The organism is Acinetobacter guillouiae CIP 63.46 (genome assembly GCF_000368145.1).
GTDB classification, from domain to species: Bacteria; Pseudomonadota; Gammaproteobacteria; order Pseudomonadales; family Moraxellaceae; genus Acinetobacter; species Acinetobacter guillouiae.
Window position 1 is genome coordinate 1,942,411 of the sequence record NZ_KB849283.1, and the last position, 25,443, is coordinate 1,967,853.

Below are 25,443 nucleotides of genomic sequence, written 5' to 3' on the forward strand. Positions count from 1 at the left end.
AAGTGGGATTTTTTATGATGGCAATTTCAAACATTAAAAATCATAAAAAGAAACTTCGCCCGTTTCCAAAGAATATTCAGCACCAACGACTTTTAATTTACCTTTGGCAATTAAGTTTTCTAATACGGCTGAACCATGGCGTAATTGATTGACTGAAGCAAAAACATTTGATTTCACGGCATGCATTGATAGCTTTTCTAAGTCATCTTTCAATTCAGTTTGCATTAGAATTTCAACTGAGGGACGAACACGGTTTACAATTGACATAAGATTTGCAGAAGGTGGTGTATTTGGATTCTTCAGCGCTTCAATCGTTGAATGAATCGCACCACAATGGCTATGCCCTAAAACAACAACCAATGGACAGCCAAAACTATCTGCGGCAAATTCCACACTGCCCACTTGCGACGGCGCGACAATATTACCTGCAACACGAATCACAAATAAATCACCGAAGCCTTGGTCAAAAACCATTTCTGCTGGAACACGAGAGTCTGAACAACCTAAAATAATGGCAAATGGCTCTTGGCTGTCCATCATTTCAGATCGTTGCTGATGCGTCAAAAATTTAGTCAGATTGGTTTCACCATGTGCAAAACGTTCATTACCCTGTTTTAATCGTTCTAAAGCTTCTTGAGCAGTTAGCATGTCCTTTGTTCCATTGTGTGGAGAGTGTGATTATTTTAATGCCGCAAAATGTGAAAGTCACTGACTAAAAATAAACTCTGTTACAATTTTTGTTATGTAGGGGATATGGTGCTGAATTTCAAAAATACATAGACATAATTCACAGTTTAATTGAAATTATTTAACTAAAATACAAAATAATCTCTATATTAGTTGAGTTGGACACTGAAACTATGGCAAAAAACTTACAAATAAGACTTTCTCGGCAAATGTTGAAAAAATTATGATCATGAATAATATTTTTACTTTATATAATGCCTAGTCTTTTACTCGGAACCCTCTGCATGTCTGAACTGGCCCATAAAAAAATTCTTCATTTTTTAAACAGCATATTGTTAAGTTTGACTGCGATCGGTGTATTGTTTTTAGGTAGTCACAACAATGCAACTGCTGGCACACCAGAATATGTGGATTATTTAAAAATTGTACAAGAAGAACGTGCTTGGGCAGGATTAACGTCTAAAACATTGCGTGTGGGTGATGTTATCTGGTCTTATAGTGAAGGTGGTTCTAAAGATAAGCCAACAGTTTTACTGATTCATGGTTTAGCCAGCAGCCGTGATACATGGAATGATATTGCGCAGTCATTGACCCCATATTACCATGTGATTATTCCAGACTTGCCTTCAGCAGGAAGTACCCAAGTTCCAGCCAATTTTGATTTATCTGTACCGAATGTAACTGAGCAACTTAGACGCTTTATTGAAGCTGCACATTTACAGGATAATTTAAATATTGCTGGGCATTCATTGGGGGGAACCATTGCAATGTTTTATGCCTCACAGTATCCATTTGATACGAAAAGCTTATTCCTAATGAGTACTGGAGGTATTTTTAAATCAACAAATACCAATTATTTAAGAAATCCGATCTATCTCAAACAATTATTAATCACACAAAAAGGTGATTTGGATTTTGTTATGAAAAAGGTGATGTTTAATCCCCCTTTTACTGCCCGTGTGATTAAAGATGAACAAGAAAAATTATTCATTGCAAAATCTCAAGACACAGCCAAAATCATCAATCAAATTGACGCACTCAATCGACTCTACACCCCTTCAACCTTTACCACGATGTTAAAAAACATTGAAGCGCCCACCATGATTCTTTGGGGTGAACAAGATCAGATTGTAAATGCCGATGTTGCAAATGAATTAAAATCAGTATTAAAACGCCCTGAAACACCGATTATTCTACAACGTGTTGGGCACATGCCATTACTTGAAGCACCTGAACGTGTTGCAGACCACTATTTAAGCTTTTTAAATAAAGTACAGCCTTTGCAAAACCCATTGTCAGATCAAACACATGGACAAATTGAGTTCAAAAAATGAAAAATCAACTCATTGAACAATTGATCGAAGCCCAACTTGGCTTTTTAGATCAAGAATTTTCACAGGCTGATACGATTAAAATTGAGTTTACTGAATTTTATCATTGGTTTAGAAAACAGCCTTTAAAACAAATTTGGTCTTTTGCACAAATTCATGATTTATTGTCAAAGCAAATTTTAGCGACACCTGCAAACAACTTTCTCATTGAGCAAATCGCTGAGCATATTCGTTTTGCATTGATTCATCCAAGTAATGATGAAGCGTTAATTGAGGATATTATTCCAGTCACCACGATTGATAAAATCGCACAATATGTCGCAAGCAAATCAGGTCATCGCCAAGCCTTGATCAAACGTGTTGTCAATAATCCAGCCTTTTCAAGTATGTTAACCCAACTGATTCATCACTCTATTCAGGATTATATTGATAATTCGGTCATGAATAAAAAGGTCCCAGGTGTGGGACGTTTTATGAAGATGGGGAAATCAGTTTTAGAATCGGTTACCGACACTAATTTAGATGATACAGTTAAGCATTATCTGCAAAAAAATATTATTAAAATTAGTCAATTGAGTGAACAAGTCATTAACCAACAGTTTGATGACAATAAGCTTTATCATTTTCAAGCCAATTTGTGGCATAAAATTAAAAAAGTACCGATTGCTGTATTGCGTAATTATGTTGAAATTAACGACTTACCTAAAACTGTAGGTATGGGGCATGAAATATGGGAACATATTCGCCAAACAGATTATTTAAAGAAACAAGTGCATGATGGCGTACTGACTTGGTATGTACGTAATGCAGAACGCCCTTTTGATTTAATTTTAAGTGATATCAATATTGATGAAGCGTTGATTCAAAATCAATTACAACAGTTACTTGAACCTGTTATTCAACAAATGGTTGCTTCTCAACACTTAAAGAGTCGTGCACGGATCTATCTGGAAAAATTTTATTATTCAGATGAAACTTTAAAGATTCTCAATATTGAAAAAGGCGCATAAAGCGCCTTTTTCATGATTAAACAAATTTAATGCAATTTAATTGAGCTTTAGAACTTATAAATTAAACCCAAATTGTAACGGCGGCCATCCAGTACATAATTATAAGTCGCAGTATCTATGCTTTTATCAAATAAGTTATAAATACCAGCATTGAACTGCAACACATTGGAAGGTTTATAGTTTAGACCAACATCAATCATTGCATACGCTGGTCTACCTTTCCCCATCGATGTACGGCTTAAATAGTCAGAAGTTTTACTTCTTACATTTAATCGGCTCCACATTCCAACTTGATCATTTGTTTGCCAATCGAATGTGGTATTAAACATATGTTTCGGCATTTCATTTAATGGCTTACCTTTAAATGCACCACTCTTTTGTTCAGTATCCGTAAATGTATAATTTGTTGCCCAACGAACATCTGGCGTGATTGCCCAACCCAGAGTCGCCTCTATACCACGCATATTTGCTTTATCGACATTGATACGTTGACTGACAAAATCGAATTGTTGACCTAACCAAGAACATCCCATAGTTCCAGAGTCTCCTTGGCAGGTGCGAATTTCAGTAATTTTATCTTTAAATTCACTATTAAATACGGTAAAACCAGCATCTAAATTGTCATTATTATCCCAGTTAATCGATGCTTCATAATTGATACTGGTTTCTGGTTTTAAATCTGGATTACCCACAATCATACCACTTGACTGACCACCACCTGTTGCCTGTCCCCACCCTGCAACAGTGGCACGTAATGCCGGAGTTTTATAACCTGTTGATACCCCACCTTTAACAATCCAGTTATCATTCAAGGTCCAAACACCATAGACTTTCGGGCTAAAATGATCACCAAATTTTTCATCTTTGTCATAGCGTAATGAAGCAGTTACCGTGAATGGCTCTACAATATTCCACGCATCTTCAGCAAATAATGCCCAGCTATAGCGATCTAAGTTTGTTAATTTTGATCCACCAATAACTAACTGATTGCCAAAATCCTCAAGCTCTTCTTTTAAATAACTTCCCCCGAAGCTCAAAGCATGAGAACCTAAATTGATTTGGTTCAAAGTATTAAACGTTGTATTGATTGCTTCCATGCTACGGGATGGATTTTCATTTTCCTCACGTTGAATATAAGAATGTGTCTTTAAATCGCCAATTTCGCCACGATGAGTCAAACTATATTCAGTACGATAATAATCAGTATATGAATTGGTCGGGGGACTGCCATTTCGACCAGGTACATTGGCGATTGTTTTACCTACCGTCTGATCACGGTTTTGAATTGATCGCTGATATTCTAAATCAATGGTATGTTCAGAACTTGGCGTCAAGCTCAGTGTTGCGCCACCCGCACGTATACGTTGCTTATTATAGCCACCAATGATGTCATCTTCATTGCGTTGTGAGAATGTTCCATTCGCCTTTAAGCCAAGTAAATTACGGATTAGAGGACCTGAAACATATAGGTTTGCTTGGTGAATATCTCCAGAATCTCTATTTTCTTGTAGTGTCGTATCCAATTTAACCGAACTAGTCCAAGTATCTGCGACTTTTTTGGTAATAATATTAATCACACCGCCCATGGCATCTGAACCATATAAACCAGACATCGGGCCACGAATCACTTCTATACGTTCAATACTTTCAATACTTGGCATCCAACCTTGCTCGATACCCGAGTTATCACTATTTGGTCGAACTGAACGTGTATTGACCTTTTTACCATCAATCAAAAAAACCGTATAGGCACTACCCATACCACGGATACTAATATCACTTGAACTTCCACCACCTGTTACGACTACACCAGGAACATCTTTAAGTGCATCGGTTATATCTCTATACGCTTTTTTATTAATGTCTTCTTGCGTTAAAACTGAAATAGATGCTGCAGCTTGTTTCACCTCTTGCTCAAAACCACTTGCTGTCACAACAATCGTTTCTAATTTGGTTGACTCTGTAGACTGAGAATTAGTTTTATTAGAAGGTTCTTGTGATTCTGCGGCATAGGCAGTTCCCATCATAACGGTGATAATGGAGAGAGATAACGCAGATTGGATGATACGGTTAGTTGACATAAGGTATTCCAAAGAGGCTAAGAATGAATAGACAATGAAGGTTTAGATACAATGTGTAATAAAAACACCACAGCATTATAAACAATATTAATAACTATTCTCATTTTTATTAACCATTCGGTTAATATTTGGACATTTCTAGGCATATCTTTAAGTTTTTATTCTGTTTTTTAAGATTCATTTAAGCTTATTAAGATTTAAAAAATACAAAAGTTAAATTTAGCTATGCATTATCCATAAAAAAACCTCCGAAATTCGGAGGTTTTAAAGAACAGTCAAATATCTACATTGATATACAGATTATTTGAAATAAGCGCCTTCTGCTTGACTATGGTCAGTCTGATCGACCACACGCCCGAGTTCAGGAATATGCTCTTTAAGCGTAGTTTCTACACCTTGTTTTAACGTTACATCGATCGCAGAACAGCCTTGACAGCCACCACCGAATTTTAATACCGCAGTTAAACCATGTTCTTCATCTTCAACCACTTCTACCAGTGCACAGCTTCCGCCATGCCCTGCCAATCCAGGATTGATCTCTGCCTGAAGAATATAAGTAATTCGCTCTTCCATAGACGCATCTGGACCAACACGTGGTACTTTCGAGTTAGGTGCACGGAAAGTAAGCTGCCCACCAAAACGGTCTTTGTTGTAATCAATTACAGCATCTTTCAGATATGGAATCGACGGTGTATCAATAAATGCAGGAAAATCAGGATAATCTTGTTTGTAATCTGTTGGAGCAATTTCATCAGGTGCACTGTATGCCATACAACATTCAGCACGTGGAGTACCTGGATTTTCAACAAATACACGAACGCCAATTCCTGGAGTATTTTGCTTCTCCAAAAGATCTTTTAAATACTCTTGCGCATTGGGAGTAATCAATAAATTTGGAATTTCTTCTGCAACCGCAGTATTGGTGTTCTCAGTCGACATAACTCTATCCTCAAGCTGAAGTCGGTATTTTAACTGAAGATGAGGCTGAATGAGTGAAAATCAACTAAAATTGTCGGAATTAACTTAAAAAGATGTAAAAAATATAATCTACGCAAATTTCAACTTAAAATATTCGTGTAATAAGTGAATATAAATCATACACAAATAGATATTTACTGCATTTTAGCTTATCAACAAATCGCGCTTTAAAACGCATAAAATGACACTAATGAAAATTTTTATAAATGAAATACTAAGTTTAATTTAAGACATTTTTCGCACTGATTTATTCAATTTATACGACCAATTTATCTGAATTTTGTCAGAAAATGCCACCCAAATATTGAATATGGCATGGATAATGTATACATCTGTATATTAATGATGAAATAAAACGAGATATTTTGCATGTCCAGTTCAATTGATGGTTTACAGTTTCCAGTTCATCCAAAGACTCAAAAAAGTAGCAGCTCGCAAGTCGGTAAAGAAATCATTGCAGAAGCACTTTCCTTGGTTGATCATCTCAGCGCACAGCAAGCTTTAGATGAAAAAAACTGGCGTAAAAATTATCCAGTTTATTTTAAGGCATTGGTTGAACATGGCATTCGTTCAAGTCATAACGCCATCACTATTGCCAAACAAGGCTTACACAAAGCCCAACATAGCTTTGATTTCTTTAGAGATGGACAACGCTATTCTTTAAAAGATATTGGTACAGTTCCAGTACTAGACAAGATTCAAAGCGTTAGTTTTAAAGGTCATTCAGATGCTGAGGTGGAGTGGTTTGTACCCTATCACGGGCAAAAACTACAAGGCGAAGCGCTATATCAGCAAATTCAAAAGTGGCAAGACACTGGCATTATTGAAGCCAGCCATGCAGACGCCCTCAGAGAAGTGATTGCACATCCTGAATGGTTTGATTTATCGGATCGTACCTTAGTTTTATTTGGCGCAGCTTCAGAGGCAGGCCCATTAACATGGTTATCAAAATGGAAAGCCAATATTGTTGCCGTTGATCTACCCAATGAACGCGTTTGGGAGAGAATTCTTAAAACCATTGAAAATGGCAATGCTACACTGTACGCGCCTAGTTTTCAAAAAATCGTCAATAACCATGATATTGAAGAATTAAAAAGTAAACTTGGGGCAAATTTACTGACCCAAATTCCAGAAATTACGCAATGGCTTTGTGATAATCCACACAAGTTAGATTTGGCCTCTATTGCTTATTTGGATGGTGAGAAACATGTACGTGTGTCGATGGCAATGGACACGATTATGAGCCATGTTAGTGAACACAAGAATGATTCATCACTAATGTATATGTGTACGCCTACAGATGTTTATGCAGTACCTGAAGAAGTGATTGAAGGTTCAAACAAAAAGTTCAAATATAGATCAAAATTTGAAACTGTACTCAGCAAAGGGATTGCAACCCTTTCCTTAAAGCAATTCTTTAAGCACCATGATCAACAATTGATTCGCTCTGACAATGGTAAATTCTATGGGATTGCTGATTGTCTGGTGGTTGAACAAGGCCCTAATTATGCATTGGCAAAACGTATTCAACAGTGGCGTGCAACTTTAGCACGACATCAAGGGCAACATGTCAGTATCAATATTGCACCATCCACGACGACACATTCGGTCACCAAGAATCCGTTGCTTAAAGCTGCGTTCAACGGTGCGAGTTTGTTTGATGTAGAAGCGTTCCGTCCTGAAACAACCAATTCAATTATGGCAGCGCTTTGGATTCATGACCTAAGAAATCCTAAGTCTGTTGCAAATCCTGAAACAGAGATGGGGCATCCATTAGAATTGATGATGGAAGGCGCCAATCATGGTGGTTTATGGCGTGTCGCCTATCTTGCTCGCACAGCCTTACCTTTTGCTGCAATTTATGGGTATGCGAGTGATAAATTACCGATGCAAAAACTTTTAACCAAGTTTAAAAAGTAACTCTTCAGGTTTAAATCCCTTTAAATTAAATGCCCAGTGATAAATTTAGCTGGGCATTTAAGTGTATGAGCAGTTTTTTATGTCTTGTTAAATTTCTTATAAAAAGTATAGGCACTCCCCCAAAGCGCCAAATAACATACATAATGCAGCAATCCTTTAACGCCTTAAATATGCTATACCAATGTAAACGGTTCAGTCATTCTAAAATGATTGACAGTTTTCTAACGATCGTTTAAAAACTTATAAAACAACCAATGAGAGAACAACAAATGTCAAATCTACAAGGAAAAGTCAGTCGTGAAATCCGTGGTCATATTTTTTTAATTGGCTTAGATCGTGCAGATAAACGCAATGCTTTTGATAGTCATATGATTCACGACCTATCACTGGCTTTAACTGAATATGAAAATAATCCACAACTACGCTGTGCGGTGGTCTTTGCACATGGCGATCATTTTACCGCAGGATTGGACTTGGTTGAATTACAACCAAAACTAGCCGATGGGGTATTTAATTTTAGCGATGATATTGTGAATCCTTGGGGAACTGTTGGGCGTCAAAGAACAAAACCATTGGTAACCGCGGTACAAGGCTATTGTTATACCGCTGGTATTGAATTGATGTTGAATTCTGACATCGTTGTTGCCAATGAAAATACTCAATTTACCCAAATTGAAGTACAGCGCGGTATCTTACCTTTTGGTGGTGCAACAGTACGTTTCGTCCAAGCTGCTGGCTGGGCAAAAGCCATGAAATATGTGTTAACTGGTGATTTATTTTATGCACAAACAGCCTATGAAATGAACTTAGTCACTGAGGTTGTTGAGGATAACCAACAGTTAACGCGTGCCATAGAGCTGGCTGAACGTATTGCCAATGCTGCACCACTTGCCGTCCAAGCGGCACTCCATTCGGCACATCAAGCCTTTTTACAAAGTCCTGAAGTCGCATTTGCAAACCTACAAAATCTACTTAGCCCTTTACTCGCCTCTGAAGATGCGCAAGAAGGTGTGAGAGCAATGATCGAACGTCGAGCACCACAGTTTAAAGGCAAGTAAACCAATCATAGCGATATACGGCGATAACCTAATAACTGTGGGAACAATCATGCAAAATTTAAAGTATTCAACTGAAATCAAACACTTGAATGGCAATAGTTTTACCAGCCAAGCCATCAGCTTTAAGGCATTGGATGGTTATGTACTGGCTGGCGTACTTTACACCCCAGTCAATACAATCAAAGCAAATCTTGTTGTTTCCAGTGCAACAGGTGTCCCACAAGCATTTTATCGCCGCTTCTCTGAATATGCAGCACAATTGGGTTATCAGGTACTCACTTTTGATTATCGTGGCGTGGCCAAATCTGCGCCACGGCAATTAAAAGGTTTTAAAATGTCATATCTGGATTGGGGGAAATTAGATTTAGCAGGTGCAATTGACTACAGTTTTAAACAAGATACGCCCCTATTTTTAGTTGGACATTCTTACGGTGGACAAGCCTTAGGGTTAACACCGAATCACGACAAAGTAAGTGCAATGTATTGTTTTGGCACAGGTGCTGGCTGGCATGGCTATATGCCATTTAAAGAAAAAATTAAAGTTCAGGTAATTTGGAACATTATCTTTCCACCTATGGTGGCGATTACAGGTTACTTACCTTGGAGTAAACTCAATATGGGTGCAGATTTACCTAAAGGGGTCTACCAACAATGGCGTAGATGGTGCAAAAATCCCACTTACTTTTTTGCAGATCCTGAGCAACAAAATTTGCATGAACAATATGCCCAAATTAAAACGCCGATTTATGCAGTGGCCGCTTTAGATGATGATTGGGCATTGCCAAATTCTCGTTATGCTTTTATGCAACATTACAAAAATGCGCCCATGCACTTTATCAACATATCCGCAGACGAGTTTGGTTTAAAACAGATTGGACATATGGGCTATTTTCGTCAAGGTTCGGAGCCAATTTGGGATAAAATGTTAAATACTTTCGAAACATTCATCCACGATTAATTTTAACTCCATAAGCAGCAAGGTCATCTATGCGCCCACAAAAACTTAGGCCTGAACATATGTTAAATACCTGTGCTTTACAATTTAAAGCACATGGTTATGCTGGAACAAGTATGGAGATGTTGGCAAAAGCATGTGGACTCAGTAAAGCATCGTTTTATTATTATTATCCCAACAAACAAGCCTTATTGATGCAGATCTTAGCGCACACTCATCTTTATTTAAATCAATCGCTGTTTAAACTCGAAGATTTTGCTGTAGTGGATGCAAATCAACAATTTCAAATCATCCATGATAAAGCTGTTCATTTTTTTAGTTATGAAATAAAAGGCTGTTTAGTTGGGATACTGTCCTTAGAGGCAAGCCATATTTCTTTAGAAGTCTTGGAAAAAATCCGTGAAATTTTCCAAGATTGGCAAAATGCCTTGTATCAATTATTTCAACAAAAAATGGATCAAGCCGATGCACAAATTTTGGCAAAAATAAGTGTGGCCGATTATGAGGGTGCGATTTTAATGTATCGACTAAATAACGATCTGTTCTATTTAAATCAAGTCAAAGCGCGAATTTCTCAACAACTCTCCTTATAATACTCGACTGATTTGCAACTTCTTGGTGAAAATTAAATGATAAAAAAGATCAAATATAGTTTTTTAGCTTTGCTTTTTATGAGCCTATTCAATACAGCTTATGCACAATGCAATCAACAAGATCAACGACAAGCTTATCAATGTATGCAGCAGCAATTAAAAACAGATAAAGCGAAAATGAATAAGCTATATCAACGCATTTATCTGCAATACGATGATAACAACAAGTTATTACTAGAAAAATCACAAAAAGCTTGGCTCAATTATCGTGATGCTCAATGTAATGAACTCATGGGAAGTCTTACTTATGGTGCTTTGGGATTGGCATCAGGATTTGCACATTTAGATTGTGAAATCAATTCCACAACATTTCGACTAAAAGAATTAAGCAGTCTAATAGAAAATCAATAACGATCTTTAAATTCGGCTTTATGTTCTATGCCTTGATGATCAACATGCGCATAGAACACCCATAACGTCCGACATAGTATTCAAGTGATTGTTCATGATAGCTCCAAAAAATAGACCATTCGCCAAAATCAAAAGAACCGATCTGACTTTGTGTATTCATCGGCATCTTACTGAGTACGTCATGCTGAATATGCCCTGCTTGAGAAAAATCTTTGGTCTGTAAAGCTTGTTCAAAAAACAGTTGCGCCGCTGCATCAAATAACCGTTGGTCTTCATCAGTGATCGGCTTGGCGGGGGGATGTTGCTCCTCAAGTACGGTCGGCTGCTCTACTTGAACTGTAGAATTTAATGGTACTGTTGCTACTGTTGAACTCGCCTTTTGTCGCTCTTCTGCAATCATCTGTTTAATCAGCTTGGTTTTTTCGGGCAGTTCATGCTCTTCTTGAGGATTTTGAACCAATTGAGATAACGCTTGTCGTTGTTCTTCAAAAGCTGCATTAATTTTTTGTTTAGCAACCCATCGCCATAACACATATAGCGTGATCAAAAATAATAGGACAATGATAAATTTCAACATAGCGTAATCTCAAGCATATAATACGCCCCAGTTCAGACTCATGAGCTAAGTTTAAAGCTGAGTATTTTGATTGTTTTTTTAATAGTTTACCCAGTAAATTGTATAACTATCTCATTAGAGATACCCAGCTTAAACGTAACAATTGTTTTCTTTATACAGATAAACCAGATCTCTTATTTTAATTTTGTAATGCTTTTAGATCACCTGAAGCAAATACGATCCCTTTGCCTTGCACCTTTTTGAGTATTATCGGTTTTCCTATATTTTTATATATCGGCTGATCATCTTTAAGCGCTTTTAAAGCAATTTTTTGAATAAAAATCTGATCATTTTTACTATACAGCTTTACCCCACCTTCATCTGAGGCCATATAATGAACTTTCACATGATAGATATTTTGTAGATCTGGCATCCACACAATCACTAAATCACCGCCACGTTCATACATATTGTCAAACACAATCGTATCTGCATCCACTTGCTCAGATTTAACACCAACATAACCACTTGCATCCGCCAGTTGATCGACTAAATATAATGATTTTTTAGCACCCAACTGTATCCCATACGCTGAAAAATATTGCTCTCGATCTTGCTTTTTACGGATACAGGAATAGGTTTTTAATACGACTTTTGTCGAGCGTAATTGATAAGTTTGAGGTAAAAATATGTCTTCATCATCTTGATAACATTGTTTTGAAAGCTGCATTTGAATGTTCAATTGTTGAAATTCTTGTGCATATATAGATGAAGTGATCACGACACTACAAATGAATAATAACTGTTTGATATATTGTATTTTCATTTCAATTTTCTAAATTTTAGGATAAGCCGTTATCTGTTGTATATCATTTAAAAACAAATGATCAGTTTTATCTGAATTATAGCAATATTTAAAATAAAACACGCTATATAACGCATATAGCATGTTTTATTTTAAATTAATTATTGTAATGTTTTAAGCTGCGCTAAGCGTTGTTGCTGCTGTAATTGTTGTTCAAATTCAACTCTCCCCTTCGCTACATAATTTTGTAAACCCGTCTGATCAATAAATGCTTTTTTATCACCTGCATTCAATTTGGCTAATTTCTGCTTCATATGGAAACGATCCGCTTTATTGGCAAGAAAAATATCTGCATGGATTGCATCCAAAGTTTTAAATGTGTGACGTATGTCTGAAACTAGATTTGGATAATTATTATTGTTTAACAAATAATAACCGCCCGTAAATAAACTGTCAGCATAGATGAGTTTATAGTTTTTTAAGTGATAACGGATATCTGTCGTCCAAGAGGTTGCACCTGGCAAATGGCCTGGCGTCGCATGTGCTGTAAAGATTTGACGACCGAGCTTTAATTGTTGCCCATCTTTGATAATGATATCTACAGCTACAGATGGAAAAGGCAATTGCTTAGCTAAAGCAAAATCAGTCACGCCGCCATTTTCTAGCATTTCGGCATTGGCAGCACTTGCGACCAATTGAGCACCACTCCATTGTTTTAATTTGGCAAAACCACCAGCTTGATCTAGACGCGCATGACTATTAAGTAGATATTTTACATTTGTGATTTTAAAACCCAGTTTTTCAATATTGGCTTTAATCTGCACTGCCGACTGATCAATCCCACTATCAATTAAAACCAAACCATCACCTGTATCAAACAGCACCGAAGATAAATTTTCAGTACCGACATAATAGACATGATTAAAAATTTTAAACGGCTCAATGGGTGTATTCCACGATTCAAACAAACTCATCGGCGGTGCATCGGTCAATGCTTGCTGAGCATTTAATGGTGCTGCTTGAGTATATTGAACGCTCATTGCGATCAAGGAAATAACAATGGATTTGAACAGATGCATATAAGCGATCCATGCTAAAAATGAGTCGCCCATACTTGATTAAATCACGATATTTATCAATTTTTTAATGCCTAAAAAACAACTCAGTACATCTTAAATTGTAAACAATATTTGCAAGTTTTATTCGGGCCTTAAAGTACTAATTTAAAACCTTGTCGGCAATTTTATTACTGACCTTAATAGCCAACTGATCGACATAATCACTATAAAAATTCGCAGCAATCAGGGTGACAACAATCGCAGTTAACCCTGAGCAGATTACCGCGAGAGAATAGCTCCAATGCCAACTTAAAAATAAGTTAAACAACGGAATACAGATTAAATACAGCATCATTAGATGTAATAGATAAATGGAAAAAGATAACTTTCCTAACCAGACTAAAATCGGGTGATCTAAGCCTTTAGACAATAATGGACTCATCAAAACACTATAAACAATTAAAATCCCAGCGATGAAATTACTATAATCATAAGTATTCTCCCCTAAAATATGATGAACCCAGCTATAGGCTGCACTGGTATTATGTGCACCTGCTAAATATAGGCCAATCAATAACATAGGAATAGCTACAGCATTTGAAAGTGGTTTGGCATACAGATAAATATAGATACCAATAATAAAACTGGAAATTCCAAAACTAAAGCCTTGCCCTCGCCAAAGAAATGCAAGACAAGGAATTAAAAGTGAGCCTAGCCAAAAAGCAATATGTTTATAATGATACAAATAGAGTAGAAAAAATAATGCAAATGAGCCCATGAGCTCAATCGTCATCGTCCATAACACCCAGTTTATATCACTTTCTGAGAATAAAAATGCGCCTATAGTTCCTTCATATACTGCATGTTTAAAACTAAAATCTTGTATCGCAAATGCATGTAACCAAGCACCCACATGACTACTATCAATATGGATGACTTTAAAGACCAACCAAATGATAATGCATGAAGTCAGTGCTGGAATCATTAAACGCGGATAGCGTTTAATCATCATATTTTTAATCTTTGCATGAAATTGTTGAGGGCTTTTTAAGATCGCATAGCTGAGCACAAAGCCACTTAAGACAAAAAATACAAAAACAGCAGCATCACCTGAGTAGAGAAAGCCAAAAGGCAAATGATGTATGGCATACACCCAAGCCAAATCTGTTTTCTCATGGGGATCAAAATGATGTAAATATGGAAAAAAACTCATTGCAAGATGAGAAAATACGACAGCTAAACAAGCTAAACCTCGAATACTTTCTGCCGAGTTTATTTTTGCGGACATCTATGTTTCCCTGTGAAAACAAAAGCCCCAACCTGTGGAACTTTTGCTGACTAAGCCATTAGTCAATATATGTGATGCGACCATCAGCATCATGATGAACTGTAGCGATTTTTTGCTGACGAGAATGTAGAAGTTCATCCACATTCAAATTGAAATGGTCAGCATATTCTTGTGTAGATTTAGCTTCTGCTTCCTTTTTGGTCTTCGCTGGAACAAAGTTACTCCATAACCACAAAGAAATCGCACAAGCAATCAACGCAAATAATCCGCTTTCTAGGGCTTTTGCAAAAGCATTAAAGAAGTAATGTACCAGTTGTGGTTTCTCAAGTGAAAGATATCCCACCAAGATGACAATAGGTCTCCAAAGCAACAACCAAAATGCCCACAGCATTGCCGTCATTGTCGTGGAGAAATAACGACGATGCCACGGTAACTGCTTACGTACATCAATAATCAAAGAGTTTGTTTTCATATTCATATCTCAAAACTTATTCTGACTAAAATGTTAGTCATCATGTCGCATACCACGATCGGGGCTGACCCACCGTGCCCTTTTACTTTCTCCACGTAAAAGAACTTTTGGGAATGCAACAATACTTGCCGTTACTGTAATCAACCAAAATACAAAGGGATACCAAATCATCCAATAGTAGTTTTTCACTAAACTCGATTCGTAACGACTATCCATCCACTTACTGATTGCGAACTGCAGTAAACAAGTTGTACCGAGTAAAATACCTGTTCCCATCGGTAATAATGGGGAGCTCATTGCTGGGAAGCCTGCATACGGTAGCAGCAAGTGCAAGATCCAGAAAATCACCATAATCAGCATTAAATATGACCAGACTAAGGTGAGGATCAACTCAATAATCAAGGGCCATAGAAAATTCAGTTTCGGTTTAAATAATACATCAAAATTCTTAATTAAAACTTGCGCGCCACCCATGGCCCAACGTAAGCGTTGTTTCCATAGACCATCAAAGGTTTCTGGCATTAAAATCCAAACCAAGGCATTCGGTTCAAACTTTACATCCCAACCCGCACGATGCAATTTCCAAGTAATATCAATATCTTCAGTTAACATGTTTGGTGACCAATAGCCCACCTCATGTACAGCACTTTTACGAAAAGCAGTAATCACACCAGAAACTGTAAATAAACGACCAAAAGTACGTTGTGCACGTTTAATCATACCGACAATTGAAGAAAATTCACCAACTTGAATCCGTCCCAGTAAAGTCGAACGAGTACGAATACGTGGATTACCTGTCACAGCCGCAACTGTAGGATTATTGAGAAAATGACGAATCATCCACTGTGCAGCATATGGATCAAGTAACGCATCACCGTCAATACCAATTAAAAACTCAGCATCGGTAAGCAAACTACCCGCTTGTAATGCCATGGCTTTACCTTGGTTTTCAGCCAAATGTACGACGCGAAGCTTGTCATACTTCAATGCCAACGCATTTAAGATTTCTGCTGTATTGTCAGAACTCCCATCATTAATTGCAATGACTTCAAAGTTTGGATAATTCAACTTTAATGCATGACTAATGGTCTCATCCGCATTATCTTGCTCATTGAAACATGGCACAAGTACAGCAACTAAAGGATATTCTTCCAATGTTGGGGGTTGAGTATATGGCGGCTCTTTACGTTCTTTCCAATAGAAAATTAAAGCGCCTATCATCCATAGATACGACATAAATAATGGATAATAGAAGATAAAGTTTAATACGGATTGCCACAGGTGTTGAAATGCACTCATATCAGACCTTAAGGAACCAATCGTTGTGGTTTAGAATCAAATACTTTACGCATTTCTGCAGTATTTGGATGATCTTCAATTGGATCATCTGGGTAATAACCCACATGCATCACACCTTGTTGATACAAAGACTGAATCGTTTGAGCAATTTCCGAGGTTGGAATCTTTTGATTATTACGCCAGTTCACTGCTTGTAATTCAAAAATCGTCTTTTTAATCCCATTCGGTTGTTTCTTCACGTTTTGCACTAAATCTTTATAAAACTTAGTTGCATCTGGCGCCTGTTCCATATAAGGCATTGCCATAATTGCAGTAAAGTCATAATTTTTAATCGATTGTTCTAAAGACTGGGCATACCAGTTTTCCGAGTATGCTGAAAGTGCAACTTGAGCATATAAGTTACGTGCAGTCAGTAAGAACGGTTGGTAATAACGTGCCTTTTGCGCCAAATCCATTGCAAAGTTATCAATGGTCTTGGTTTTAAAATCAGTCCATTTTTGCAATTTTGCATCATCATTACGAATTTCTTCTAAATCGGCTGGTAAACCAATTTTTTGATAAGCTTTGATGGCTTCTGGACTGGCATCTTCATAATCTGAAAGTGTTGCATCATCATGGAACAAGATGCCATCAAATGTCGTGGATTTCGCTAAATCTTGATATAAGCCTTCAATTACTTTACGTGCTTCTGGTGAATATGGGCTTAAACGATGATATCCCATATTTAAATGATCACTGTCTTTGGCTTGCTGAGTCACCACCACATCTTTAGATGCAGGATTTGAAGCGGGTAAGTCCCAAGCCAATAACGGCATCCAGGCATATAAACGACTGACCTGAGTACGCGTTTGAATCTGCCATGCAACACGATTGAATAAATCTGCACGCATTGGAAGAGTACGATTTGGGAAATACACCATATCAGCAGAACCATTGGCATCAGGATCAGCAAATGCCTGTAGAAATACAGTGGTTACATTCATTTCACGAATACGGTCTAACAGATGACCTAAGTTTTTTTCTTGCTGTGCTTCATCTGGATCATAGATATAATCTAAGTCCACATGCATGACTTTTTGTGGGCGGTTGTTGTCAGTAAAATTCATCTGACGGCTTTGGATTTCTTGTGCCAAAGAATCCGTGGTCATATTACCTTCGACAAGAATACGATTCAAATGACCTAAAGATTTTTCAATATGGTCTGGACCATCATCTAAGCTAATAGTAATAGGCATACCCACTTTTTTAGCCAAAGCAACCGCTTCCATATTATAACGACCATATGGCCACACCATCACACGTGGTGCTTTTAAACCATGTGATTGCAATACTTTATTATTCTTTTTCAAATCACTAAAAATACGATCTGCATAGGCTTTGTCAGATTCATAGGTTTTACTTTTTGGATCGTATTGACGTGTGACAGCAGCTGGTTCAGAGTTGCCCTGCGGGTTGCCTAAAATACCACGATGTAAATTATAACTGTGGCTACCAATTTCAACATAGCCACTCTTTTGCATGGTTTTAAGTTCATCCCAAGTCAAAAGTTTTTTACGTGCTAATTTTTCATCCCCAAATTGAACCATTTCATTGGCTTTAGGTTCTAACCACGAGCCAACGACAGCGAGTACAACAGGAATTTTACGTTGTTTAATGACCGGATATGCATATTGATAAAAAGATTGATAACCATCATCTACAGTCAACAATACCGGTTTGGTAGGCAGTTTATATTTACCTTCATTGGCTTTAATAATTTGGTCTACATTGACAAAATTATAGCCATTTTTTTGTAGCCAATCTAAATGCAGCTCAAACTGTTTCGTGGTCACGGCATAATCTGGAATCACTGCATCATGATTAGGCGTAATTTCATGATAACCAATAATTGTCAGCGTATTTAAATCAATTTTAGGTAATTCGTGCTCTATTGGAGTTTCAGTAGCAACTTGGTCTACTTCTGCCATTGCACTATTATAAAAGGAAGAAAACAATAGTGTTACGCATATCATCGCTGAAGGAGAAAAGTAACGGCTTAGCATATATTTAAATACTCGATCATCATTGTTTTAAATCTGAATTCGTCCGTAGTACATCAATATTGAAATACTAAAATCCTTTTTCAAGACGAATTGAGCCAGAGGTTTTACAACGATGATTTAAAAGAATAAAACTGAAACGAACCTTAAAAATAACTCTGAGCAGAATTATTTATTTGTGACATTTAAACACTTTTAAGACAAAAGTATTGTAGATGATTGTTAAGTATTGAGCAAATAATAAACAAAAAATTAAATCTATTGTGTTTAAAATCACACTATTAGCTCAACAATAGCCATTTAAATTAAGATTTGGATTATATTTTTATCGCATTGAAATATACAGAAATGAAGAAAACTTACTCAACATTTTTAGCGCAACATAGTGTAGTCGTTAGATGATTCATCAAGCATAAAAAAATAGAGATCAATTGACCTCTATTTTTGCGTTCATGCTGAAGGCTAAATTAGCCCAAACATTTAGTGAATTTAATCACGTGTTTTGACATCAAAAAGTTCAATTTCAAAAATCAGATTAGAATTTGCTGGAATGATTTTGCCCATTTTACGCTCGCCATAAGCCAAGTGTGCAGGAACGATTAATTTACGTTTACCACCTACTTTCATCCCCATAATGCCTTGATCCCAACCTTTAATTACACGGCCTGTTCCAATCACTGTTTCAAAGTAATTGCCACGATCAATTGAAGAATCGAACTTGGTTCCATCTTCCAACCAGCCAGTATAATGAGTTGTAATCAAAGCACCTTTTACCGCTTCTTTACCTTCACCAACTTTTAAGTCGATAATTTCTAATTCATTTGACATACATTATTCCTATTCATCATTCAGGTTTGTGCAAAGCTGTACCTATCACTGTATTGTGTTCAGTATGATATTCAGCATAACTTTTACACAAATGTTGATAATCTTGCTCAAGCTGTTGGGCGTAATTATACGTGTATTTCAACAATTGCGTTTTCCAAAGTTCCGCTTGTTGTGCAAAATTGATTAATTCATCTACATTTAAAAAGCGTTTTTTATTTTAAAAACTTAACTCTTTAATCTCTTGATCTAAAAGCAAATAATTGATGAGTTTTTTATGATTTTGTGCAGACCCAATTAAAACCCAGCGCCCAACAATCTGTTTTTCAGTTTTATTTTGTACGCCACGTAAAATTTTCATATTGTATTGCTTAAACAATTCTTCGTATTTATCTAAGGTCTCTTGCTGATAATCACATAAAATCCTGTAATTACGAGCTTGATGAATCGCTTCAATTTTTTCTTGAAAATAGACGAGAAATACTAATACAACCAGTACCAGTATCGTTCCAACAAATGCTAAATATTCATAACCAGCACCAGCGGCCATACCTAATGCAGCCACCATCCAAATCGTTGTTGCAGTGGTAATACCTGAAATTCGGTTGTCATCTTTAAAAATAACCCCAGCACCTAAAAACCCCAAACCAGTCAGAATATTTGCTGCCAAACGATCAGGATTTTGTACCCCAATTTTGATCGAAAGTATGGTGAATAAGCAGGATGCTAAACTCACCATAATCATGGTGCGTAACCCTGCTGACTTACTGCGATACTCACGCTCTGCACCAATAATCGCACCAATCGCCAAAGCCATCAGTAAGTGGTAGATGTCATTATTCATTGATTTTCTACATAACTATTTTTATCACTCTAGGTATACGAAATTTAAGCAAAAAAAAGCAAGCGATTCGCTTGCTTTTCTTGTCAATTTTTATTGGACAACAATGCTTATTGTAACTGTGTCCATTCAATCACAGCTTGAGCATCATCACCAATTAAAGTCCACTCACCATCCATAACATTTAATTGCAATTGCATTGTGCGTTGACATAAAGCTTGAATTGCAGTTGTCGTCGCCTCAGACAACTGCCATACCTGAACATTTGATAATGTTTTGAGTTTAGAACTTCTTTTATACCATTCTGCAACGGCTGAACCATAGGCGATGACAGCCACTTCTTTACAACGCGCTGCCGCTTTTTTAACTTTGTCTTCGTCAGGCAAACCAACTTCAATCCATTTAATCAACTGTCCGGTTAAATCCTTTTCCCATAAAGCAGGTTCATCAGTTTCAAATAAATCTTTGGTAAATTCCAAACGTTCATCTGCAAAACGAGCATATGCCAATACACGCACCATTAAGCGTTCAATCGTTTCAGATGGATGTAATGCCATCGTGAATTGATAATCACCATATTGATGCACATCCATATTGGCAATATTGAGATCAGCCTTATAAATTGTTGCTTTTAATGCCATGAAAGTTCCAAAAAGTTCTTAAATATGGCGCACAGTCTATAAGATTTTCAAAAGGATTACTGCGTTTTTTCCGCCTGATCAATTCGACAATTCAACAAAGCTGTTTCTAAACTTTCCCAATCACGATTGTGCTGGCTAATGAGTTCAATCCGATTATCCAAGCTTTCTTCACCCGATTTATAATTCAAATTTTCTGGATTAAAATTAAATGTCATCCAACCTTGATTGGTATTGAATATCCCTTTGATCCGCAACCAGTCTTTTTGCTCACACAAGACATCTAACAAGTCATAAAAATCGAATTGCCAACGCTTTGAAAACTTCCAACCAGCAACAGTATATCCATTAGCCGTTTCAACATAGTGATAAGGCAATTGTTTAACCACAGGCAGTACTTCATCGGGGTTAAATTGCTTTTGCACTTGGATCAACGGTACAACTTTTCTCTCAATCCCTTGATGTGTTACATCCAGCTGTTGAATATCAAGATTGCCCTGCTCTGCCAATACCCAAGTTTGAATATAGGCAAAATAATCATTTTTAAACTGGTTTAATACCTCATGATCAGACGCAGACATACTATCTGCATGTGAAACCACAACAATTTGTGCAGCTTTTAATTGATCTTGATAAAGCTCTTGATTCACCCATTCAGAATCATGTAAGCGACTCCCATCGATTACTGTCACCAATGCACGCATATCAATTTGCGCTTGCCATTGCGGTTCAGTCAATTGTGCCAAAAGTTGAGCGGGATGACCTAAGCCTGTGGGTTCTATAAATAGTCGATCGGGTTGTTTATCATAAATCAATCGAGACAAGGCAATTTGCATAGGCAATTGTCCTGCACAACATAAACAACCACCGAGTAACTCTTTTACTTCATAGCCTGAGTCTTGTGGTAATAATTGTTGATCTACACCAATTTGTCCAAACTCATTCATCAGCACCGCCCAAGTTTCATTTTCTGGCTTCTGTTGAAGCAAATGCTGTAATAAGGTGGTCTTTCCAGCCCCTAAAAATCCAGAAATAATATGAGTTTTAACTGTTTTTTGGCTTAAAATCTTCAAAGGATCGACTCAGCATATTAAATAAAAGAAATTGATAGTTATCGCGACGCTTCTTATTATTACTGAAAATGTGCCACTAGTTTCAGGTTTTAAATCTATTTTTTAAATTAAAATTACAAAAGCAATCCAAAACTCCAATATAGCATTCATAAAGATTGCATACTGAATGTTAAGTCTAAGTAACAGCATAGTATGTTTTTTAATCAACTTTTCATATTTACATACATTTTTACCTATTGGTAAAAGTCAATGAGTCACAAAAAAGCAACATAATACAATGATTTGTTTTAAACATGTAAACCAGCCTGTTACGCTTTGTTGCTTAGGTTGCCCATTTTTTCATCTGCACTTAGCATGACACTACTCCCTGTGATCAGCAACGCATTTAACAACTGACGCTCTCACAGGTCGTTATACGATCAATTCAATGAATTAAGGATGCCAAAAATGAAACTCGTTAAAACTCTTTTAGCTACTACACTTGCTTTCACTGCTTTCTCAACATTTGCTGCTACTGATACAGCTGCAACTGAAGCTGAACAAGTTGTTGTATCAACTCAAGAACAACCAGCTGCAGCTGAAGATACTCAAGCTGCTGGTCAACCTACAGCTCAACCTGCGACTGAAAGCGCTGCTGAAGCTCCAGCGACTTCTGCTCCTCAAGCAGGTCAATAAGATTTAACACTCCTCCCGAGTTAGCAATTAGGTTGTCTGAAAAGACGATCTTAATAAAAAGACTAGATCATGCTGCGATTTAGTCTTTTTATTTTTTCTAGAACCATTAAAATTTTTTAAAATAGCTTGTGAGTTGTATATCTCAATAAAAAATATTCAGCAATTTTTAGCTTATTCATCATACTGATTAAAATGTTCATGCTCTAAATAAGCGCTCGAAAAACGACCAATAAATTTACCAGTTTTTTGTAGATCACTTTTCGGTTTCCAAAAACCATTTTCAATAACCCAATCATACACAGAAATATCAAGCGGATATTGCGTCAAAATACACTTAAGCTGATGATCAAAAATATATTTTTCAGCAGCTACTTTATGTTTAAAACAACCGATAATATTTCAATTTTCACTATTCTGAATCATCCAGATAAATTTAAAATCCAATTTTTAAACCATATTCATGATTGAACAAACTCCGCTAAACTGCCTGAATCCAGGCTACATCTTTTACGGTATCACGCTGTTTAATCAACTGTATAAATGGCTTAAATTCATCTAGATATGGCACAATTTTAAAAGAGATGGCGAAGATCAGCCAGTATGCTAAAAACAAATCTGCCGCAGAGATTTGATGCCCCAGCAAATAAGGATTTGCTTGCTTTAGCCCAATTTTAATAAAGTTATAAATTGTTTCTTCTGTACCAAAGCCTAGACTTCTTCTTCGTTCCTGAATTTGTTCTGTTGAAATACCTAAGCTTTTGATATCCATAAACTCAGTCAAAGGTCCGTGGCAAAAGAATAACCATTTTAAATATTCTCCACGCTTGGGATCATTCAATGCAGGTGCGAAACCTTTCTCAATATATTTGTCTGCTAAATACGCAAAGATTGCAGGCGTCTCAGAAATAACAGAACCTTGATCCACTAAAAAAGGAATCTTAGCCATCGGATTCAGTGCCAAATATTCAGGCTGATTCAAGTCTTTATAATCCACTTGAATAATTTCGACTTGATCTTCGATATCTAATTCTTTTAATAAAGGCAAAATGGTATTTCCACGAGAATGTGCATTGGTATAAAGTTTCATTGTTTTTTAAATCCATTTTTATCGTGCTTTGAGTATAATCAAAATATCGCTAAGAATGATTAATTTATATGCAAAAGCAAGTGCTTCCTTTCTAAAAAAATAAATAAAATAATTATCAATAGTTTATGAAAAAATAAATTCCATCCTTCCCTAAATATTCTAAATTACAGAAAAGATTAAATGTGATTAACCCACAGTATAGCGATTGATCCAAACCAATAATTTAGAACCTTTTCATATAAAATTGCACTTTTAAAAAATTTAAAATCATCACAACAACACCATTTTTTTAATCTTTAAGATAACTCACACACGCCAATTATAGCCCCCTAGAGTACTTTTCTAATTCGAATTATTGAATAATTCAGCTATACTATTTTGCACTTAAATCAGTTTGTAAAATTGATAAATTTATAACTAAAACCTGACATATCAAGACTAACGAGGAATTTAAAATGTTAAAAAAACTGATCGGTTTAGGCGCCATCAGCACCCTACTTATTGCATGTAGCAAACCGTTACCGACAGATAAGCAAAACTACTCAGGCACGTGGCAAAGTGAGGATGGCAGTGTAAATTTGATGATTACACCTGAAGGCCGTGTTGAATATAGCAATAAACAACCTAATTCAAGTTCATCTGTATCTGCACCAATTTCTAAATTTGAAGGCAATAACTTTAGTGCTGGCATTGGACCACTTTCAACTGAGTTTAAAGTTTCTCAAGCACCGCAACAAACTGCCAATGGGACGTGGAGCATGACTGTAGATGGACGTGTTCTTAACAAAGTCAATTAAAAGTACTGCTCTTTCTTTATCAAATTTTTATCGTTTGAATCTATGTTTAAGCGTCAATAGCTTAGTGTTGGCAAATATAGCGTATCACGCTAACCACATTTCATTTAAATTTTGAGACTCTCTAAAGCCCCCCTCATTGGCAATGAGGGGGAAACTAAATCAATTAACCATTTGAAGCTTTTTTATAGATACTGCAAGAAGGATGATGGTTTTCTTGTAAACGCGCCACTTTACGTTGCTCAGCCGCTTCAAAACGACAGCGTTTCCAATCATTATCCAGATTTAAAGCTGGAATTTGTTGTGGTTTACCATTTTCATCTACAGCCACCATGGTGAAATAGCAACTGTTGGTATGACGTACTGTACGTTTTTGAATATTTTGTGCTTCAACACGAATCCCGATTTCCATGGAGGTACGACCAACATGATTGACACTGGCAAGGAAGCTGACCATTTCACCCACATGAATTGGCTCTTTGAAATTCACTTTATCGACTGAAAGTGTCACAACATAACTTCCTGAATAACGACTTGCACATGCATAAGCAACTTGATCAAGTAGCTTAAGGATGGTTCCACCGTGTACATTACCTGAAAAGTTTGCCATATCTGGGGTCATCAAAACGGACATGGTTAATTCTGACTGGTCATCTGTAGCTGGGATCATTTGATCTAATGGAGACATCGTATTCTAGACTCTATTTTGGCAGGAGATTTAAGCCTATTATTATATATCTTTTCAGCTAAAAAACATGTTTAATTCGGCAATTGACCATTCTCTCAATTTATGATTATAAACCTAGTCATTTATTTGAGGTATATCTTATTGGTTTATCAATCATTTTCTATTTTTTACAATATTTCCGCTGCAATCTTGCCATATTTAAGCCGCTGTTGATCCGATAATTAGCATTAAATTTGATAACAATGTTCAGTGTTTACAGGAATGGTTTCTAAAATTATATT

26 protein-coding genes are annotated in these 25,443 nt (G+C 36.6%); 9 read left to right on the forward strand and 17 right to left on the reverse strand.

Annotated features, from left to right (window positions below; translation table 11 throughout):
* Positions 1-33 precede the first annotated feature (33 nt).
* Entirely contained in the window at positions 34-648 is a 615-nt protein-coding gene (locus tag F981_RS14165) for a carbonic anhydrase (RefSeq protein ID WP_004722639.1), read from the reverse strand.
* Between the two features lie 323 nt (positions 649-971).
* Here F981_RS14165 and F981_RS14170 point away from each other — a divergent pair, with 323 nt between their 5' ends.
* Positions 972-2,021, forward strand: coding sequence for an alpha/beta fold hydrolase (locus F981_RS14170; protein WP_004722640.1), 1,050 nt, complete (start codon positions 972-974; stop codon positions 2,019-2,021).
* Positions 2,018-3,028: a hypothetical protein gene (locus F981_RS14175; protein WP_004722643.1), complete on the forward strand. Its 1,011-nt coding sequence runs from the start codon at positions 2,018-2,020 to the stop codon at positions 3,026-3,028. The genes F981_RS14170 and F981_RS14175 overlap by 4 nt, the downstream gene beginning before the upstream one ends.
* A 47-nt stretch (positions 3,029-3,075) precedes the next feature.
* Here F981_RS14175 and F981_RS14180 read toward each other — a convergent pair whose 3' ends face one another.
* Together F981_RS14180 and nfuA are read right to left on the reverse strand one after the other, a co-directional pair.
* A complete protein-coding gene (locus F981_RS14180; protein WP_004722645.1) occupies positions 3,076-5,109 on the reverse strand; it encodes a ligand-gated channel protein in 2,034 nt (677 codons plus the stop codon).
* A gap of 300 nt (positions 5,110-5,409) precedes the next feature.
* Entirely contained in the window at positions 5,410-6,048 is a 639-nt protein-coding gene (gene nfuA, locus F981_RS14185) for a Fe-S biogenesis protein NfuA (protein ID WP_004722647.1), read from the reverse strand.
* Between the two features lie 408 nt (positions 6,049-6,456).
* On the opposite strand from nfuA, the gene F981_RS14190 reads away from it, so the two are divergent.
* From F981_RS14190 to F981_RS14210, 5 genes are all read left to right on the forward strand, one after another.
* On the forward strand, positions 6,457-8,007 hold the full coding sequence (locus F981_RS14190; protein ID WP_004722648.1) for a hypothetical protein: 1,551 nt from the start codon (positions 6,457-6,459) through the stop codon (positions 8,005-8,007).
* A 269-nt stretch (positions 8,008-8,276) separates the two neighbouring features.
* Entirely contained in the window at positions 8,277-9,065 is a 789-nt protein-coding gene (locus F981_RS14195; protein WP_004722651.1) for a crotonase/enoyl-CoA hydratase family protein, read from the forward strand.
* Positions 9,066-9,114: 49 nt separating this feature from the next.
* On the forward strand, positions 9,115-10,023 hold the full coding sequence (locus tag F981_RS14200) for an alpha/beta hydrolase family protein (RefSeq protein WP_004722652.1): 909 nt from the start codon (positions 9,115-9,117) through the stop codon (positions 10,021-10,023).
* A gap of 29 nt (positions 10,024-10,052) precedes the next feature.
* Complete coding sequence (locus tag F981_RS14205) at positions 10,053-10,613, forward strand: TetR/AcrR family transcriptional regulator (RefSeq protein WP_004722653.1); 561 nt, start codon at positions 10,053-10,055, stop codon at positions 10,611-10,613.
* A gap of 36 nt (positions 10,614-10,649) precedes the next feature.
* Complete coding sequence (locus F981_RS14210; protein ID WP_016539205.1) at positions 10,650-11,024, forward strand: lysozyme inhibitor LprI family protein; 375 nt, start codon at positions 10,650-10,652, stop codon at positions 11,022-11,024.
* A 25-nt stretch (positions 11,025-11,049) separates the two neighbouring features.
* Here the strand turns inward: F981_RS14210 and F981_RS14215 are convergent, their stop codons facing one another.
* From F981_RS14215 to F981_RS14265, 11 genes are all read right to left on the reverse strand, one after another.
* Positions 11,050-11,601, reverse strand: coding sequence for a hypothetical protein (locus F981_RS14215; protein WP_004722656.1), 552 nt, complete (start codon positions 11,599-11,601; stop codon positions 11,050-11,052).
* Positions 11,602-11,779: 178 nt separating this feature from the next.
* Positions 11,780-12,406, reverse strand: a complete 627-nt coding sequence (locus tag F981_RS14220) for a hypothetical protein (RefSeq protein ID WP_004722661.1) — start codon at positions 12,404-12,406, stop codon at positions 11,780-11,782.
* Positions 12,407-12,546: 140 nt separating this feature from the next.
* Positions 12,547-13,464 carry an HARLDQ motif MBL-fold protein gene (locus F981_RS14225; RefSeq protein ID WP_004722662.1) on the reverse strand — a complete coding sequence of 306 codons (918 nt, stop codon included), beginning with the start codon at positions 13,462-13,464 and terminating at the stop codon, positions 12,547-12,549.
* A 139-nt stretch (positions 13,465-13,603) separates the two neighbouring features.
* Complete coding sequence (locus F981_RS14230; RefSeq protein WP_004722665.1) at positions 13,604-14,731, reverse strand: acyltransferase family protein; 1,128 nt, start codon at positions 14,729-14,731, stop codon at positions 13,604-13,606.
* 58 nt (positions 14,732-14,789) lie between these two features.
* Complete coding sequence (gene pgaD / locus F981_RS14235) at positions 14,790-15,203, reverse strand: poly-beta-1,6-N-acetyl-D-glucosamine biosynthesis protein PgaD (protein ID WP_004722669.1); 414 nt, start codon at positions 15,201-15,203, stop codon at positions 14,790-14,792.
* Positions 15,204-15,236: 33 nt separating this feature from the next.
* A complete protein-coding gene (pgaC, locus tag F981_RS14240) occupies positions 15,237-16,502 on the reverse strand; it encodes a poly-beta-1,6-N-acetyl-D-glucosamine synthase (protein ID WP_004722670.1) in 1,266 nt (421 codons plus the stop codon).
* Positions 16,503-16,510: 8 nt separating this feature from the next.
* On the reverse strand, positions 16,511-18,544 hold the full coding sequence (gene pgaB / locus F981_RS14245) for a poly-beta-1,6-N-acetyl-D-glucosamine N-deacetylase PgaB (protein WP_004722672.1): 2,034 nt from the start codon (positions 18,542-18,544) through the stop codon (positions 16,511-16,513).
* Between the two features lie 486 nt (positions 18,545-19,030).
* Complete coding sequence (locus F981_RS14250; RefSeq protein WP_004722677.1) at positions 19,031-19,369, reverse strand: FKBP-type peptidyl-prolyl cis-trans isomerase; 339 nt, start codon at positions 19,367-19,369, stop codon at positions 19,031-19,033.
* A gap of 217 nt (positions 19,370-19,586) precedes the next feature.
* A complete protein-coding gene (locus tag F981_RS14255; RefSeq protein WP_004722679.1) occupies positions 19,587-20,210 on the reverse strand; it encodes an MgtC/SapB family protein in 624 nt (207 codons plus the stop codon).
* Positions 20,211-20,317: 107 nt separating this feature from the next.
* Positions 20,318-20,848: a YaeQ family protein gene (locus F981_RS14260; protein WP_004722682.1), complete on the reverse strand. Its 531-nt coding sequence runs from the start codon at positions 20,846-20,848 to the stop codon at positions 20,318-20,320.
* 56 nt (positions 20,849-20,904) lie between these two features.
* Positions 20,905-21,918 (reverse strand): CobW family GTP-binding protein, encoded by a 1,014-nt coding sequence (locus F981_RS14265; RefSeq protein ID WP_004722683.1) that lies wholly within the window; start codon positions 21,916-21,918, stop codon positions 20,905-20,907.
* Positions 21,919-22,365: 447 nt separating this feature from the next.
* Here F981_RS14265 and F981_RS14270 point away from each other — a divergent pair, with 447 nt between their 5' ends.
* Complete coding sequence (locus tag F981_RS14270; RefSeq protein ID WP_004722685.1) at positions 22,366-22,593, forward strand: hypothetical protein; 228 nt, start codon at positions 22,366-22,368, stop codon at positions 22,591-22,593.
* Between the two features lie 171 nt (positions 22,594-22,764).
* Here F981_RS14270 and F981_RS23735 read toward each other — a convergent pair whose 3' ends face one another.
* Positions 22,765-22,989 carry a DUF7710 domain-containing protein gene (locus F981_RS23735; RefSeq protein WP_042140655.1) on the reverse strand — a complete coding sequence of 75 codons (225 nt, stop codon included), beginning with the start codon at positions 22,987-22,989 and terminating at the stop codon, positions 22,765-22,767.
* Between the two features lie 82 nt (positions 22,990-23,071).
* Positions 23,072-23,680: a glutathione S-transferase family protein gene (locus F981_RS14280; RefSeq protein ID WP_004722687.1), complete on the reverse strand. Its 609-nt coding sequence runs from the start codon at positions 23,678-23,680 to the stop codon at positions 23,072-23,074.
* 455 nt (positions 23,681-24,135) lie between these two features.
* Here F981_RS14280 and F981_RS14285 point away from each other — a divergent pair, with 455 nt between their 5' ends.
* On the forward strand, positions 24,136-24,477 hold the full coding sequence (locus tag F981_RS14285) for a hypothetical protein (RefSeq protein ID WP_004722688.1): 342 nt from the start codon (positions 24,136-24,138) through the stop codon (positions 24,475-24,477).
* Positions 24,478-24,640: 163 nt separating this feature from the next.
* Here the strand turns inward: F981_RS14285 and F981_RS14290 are convergent, their stop codons facing one another.
* Complete coding sequence (locus F981_RS14290; RefSeq protein ID WP_004722691.1) at positions 24,641-25,162, reverse strand: acyl-CoA thioesterase; 522 nt, start codon at positions 25,160-25,162, stop codon at positions 24,641-24,643.
* Positions 25,163-25,443: the final 281 nt, after the last annotated feature.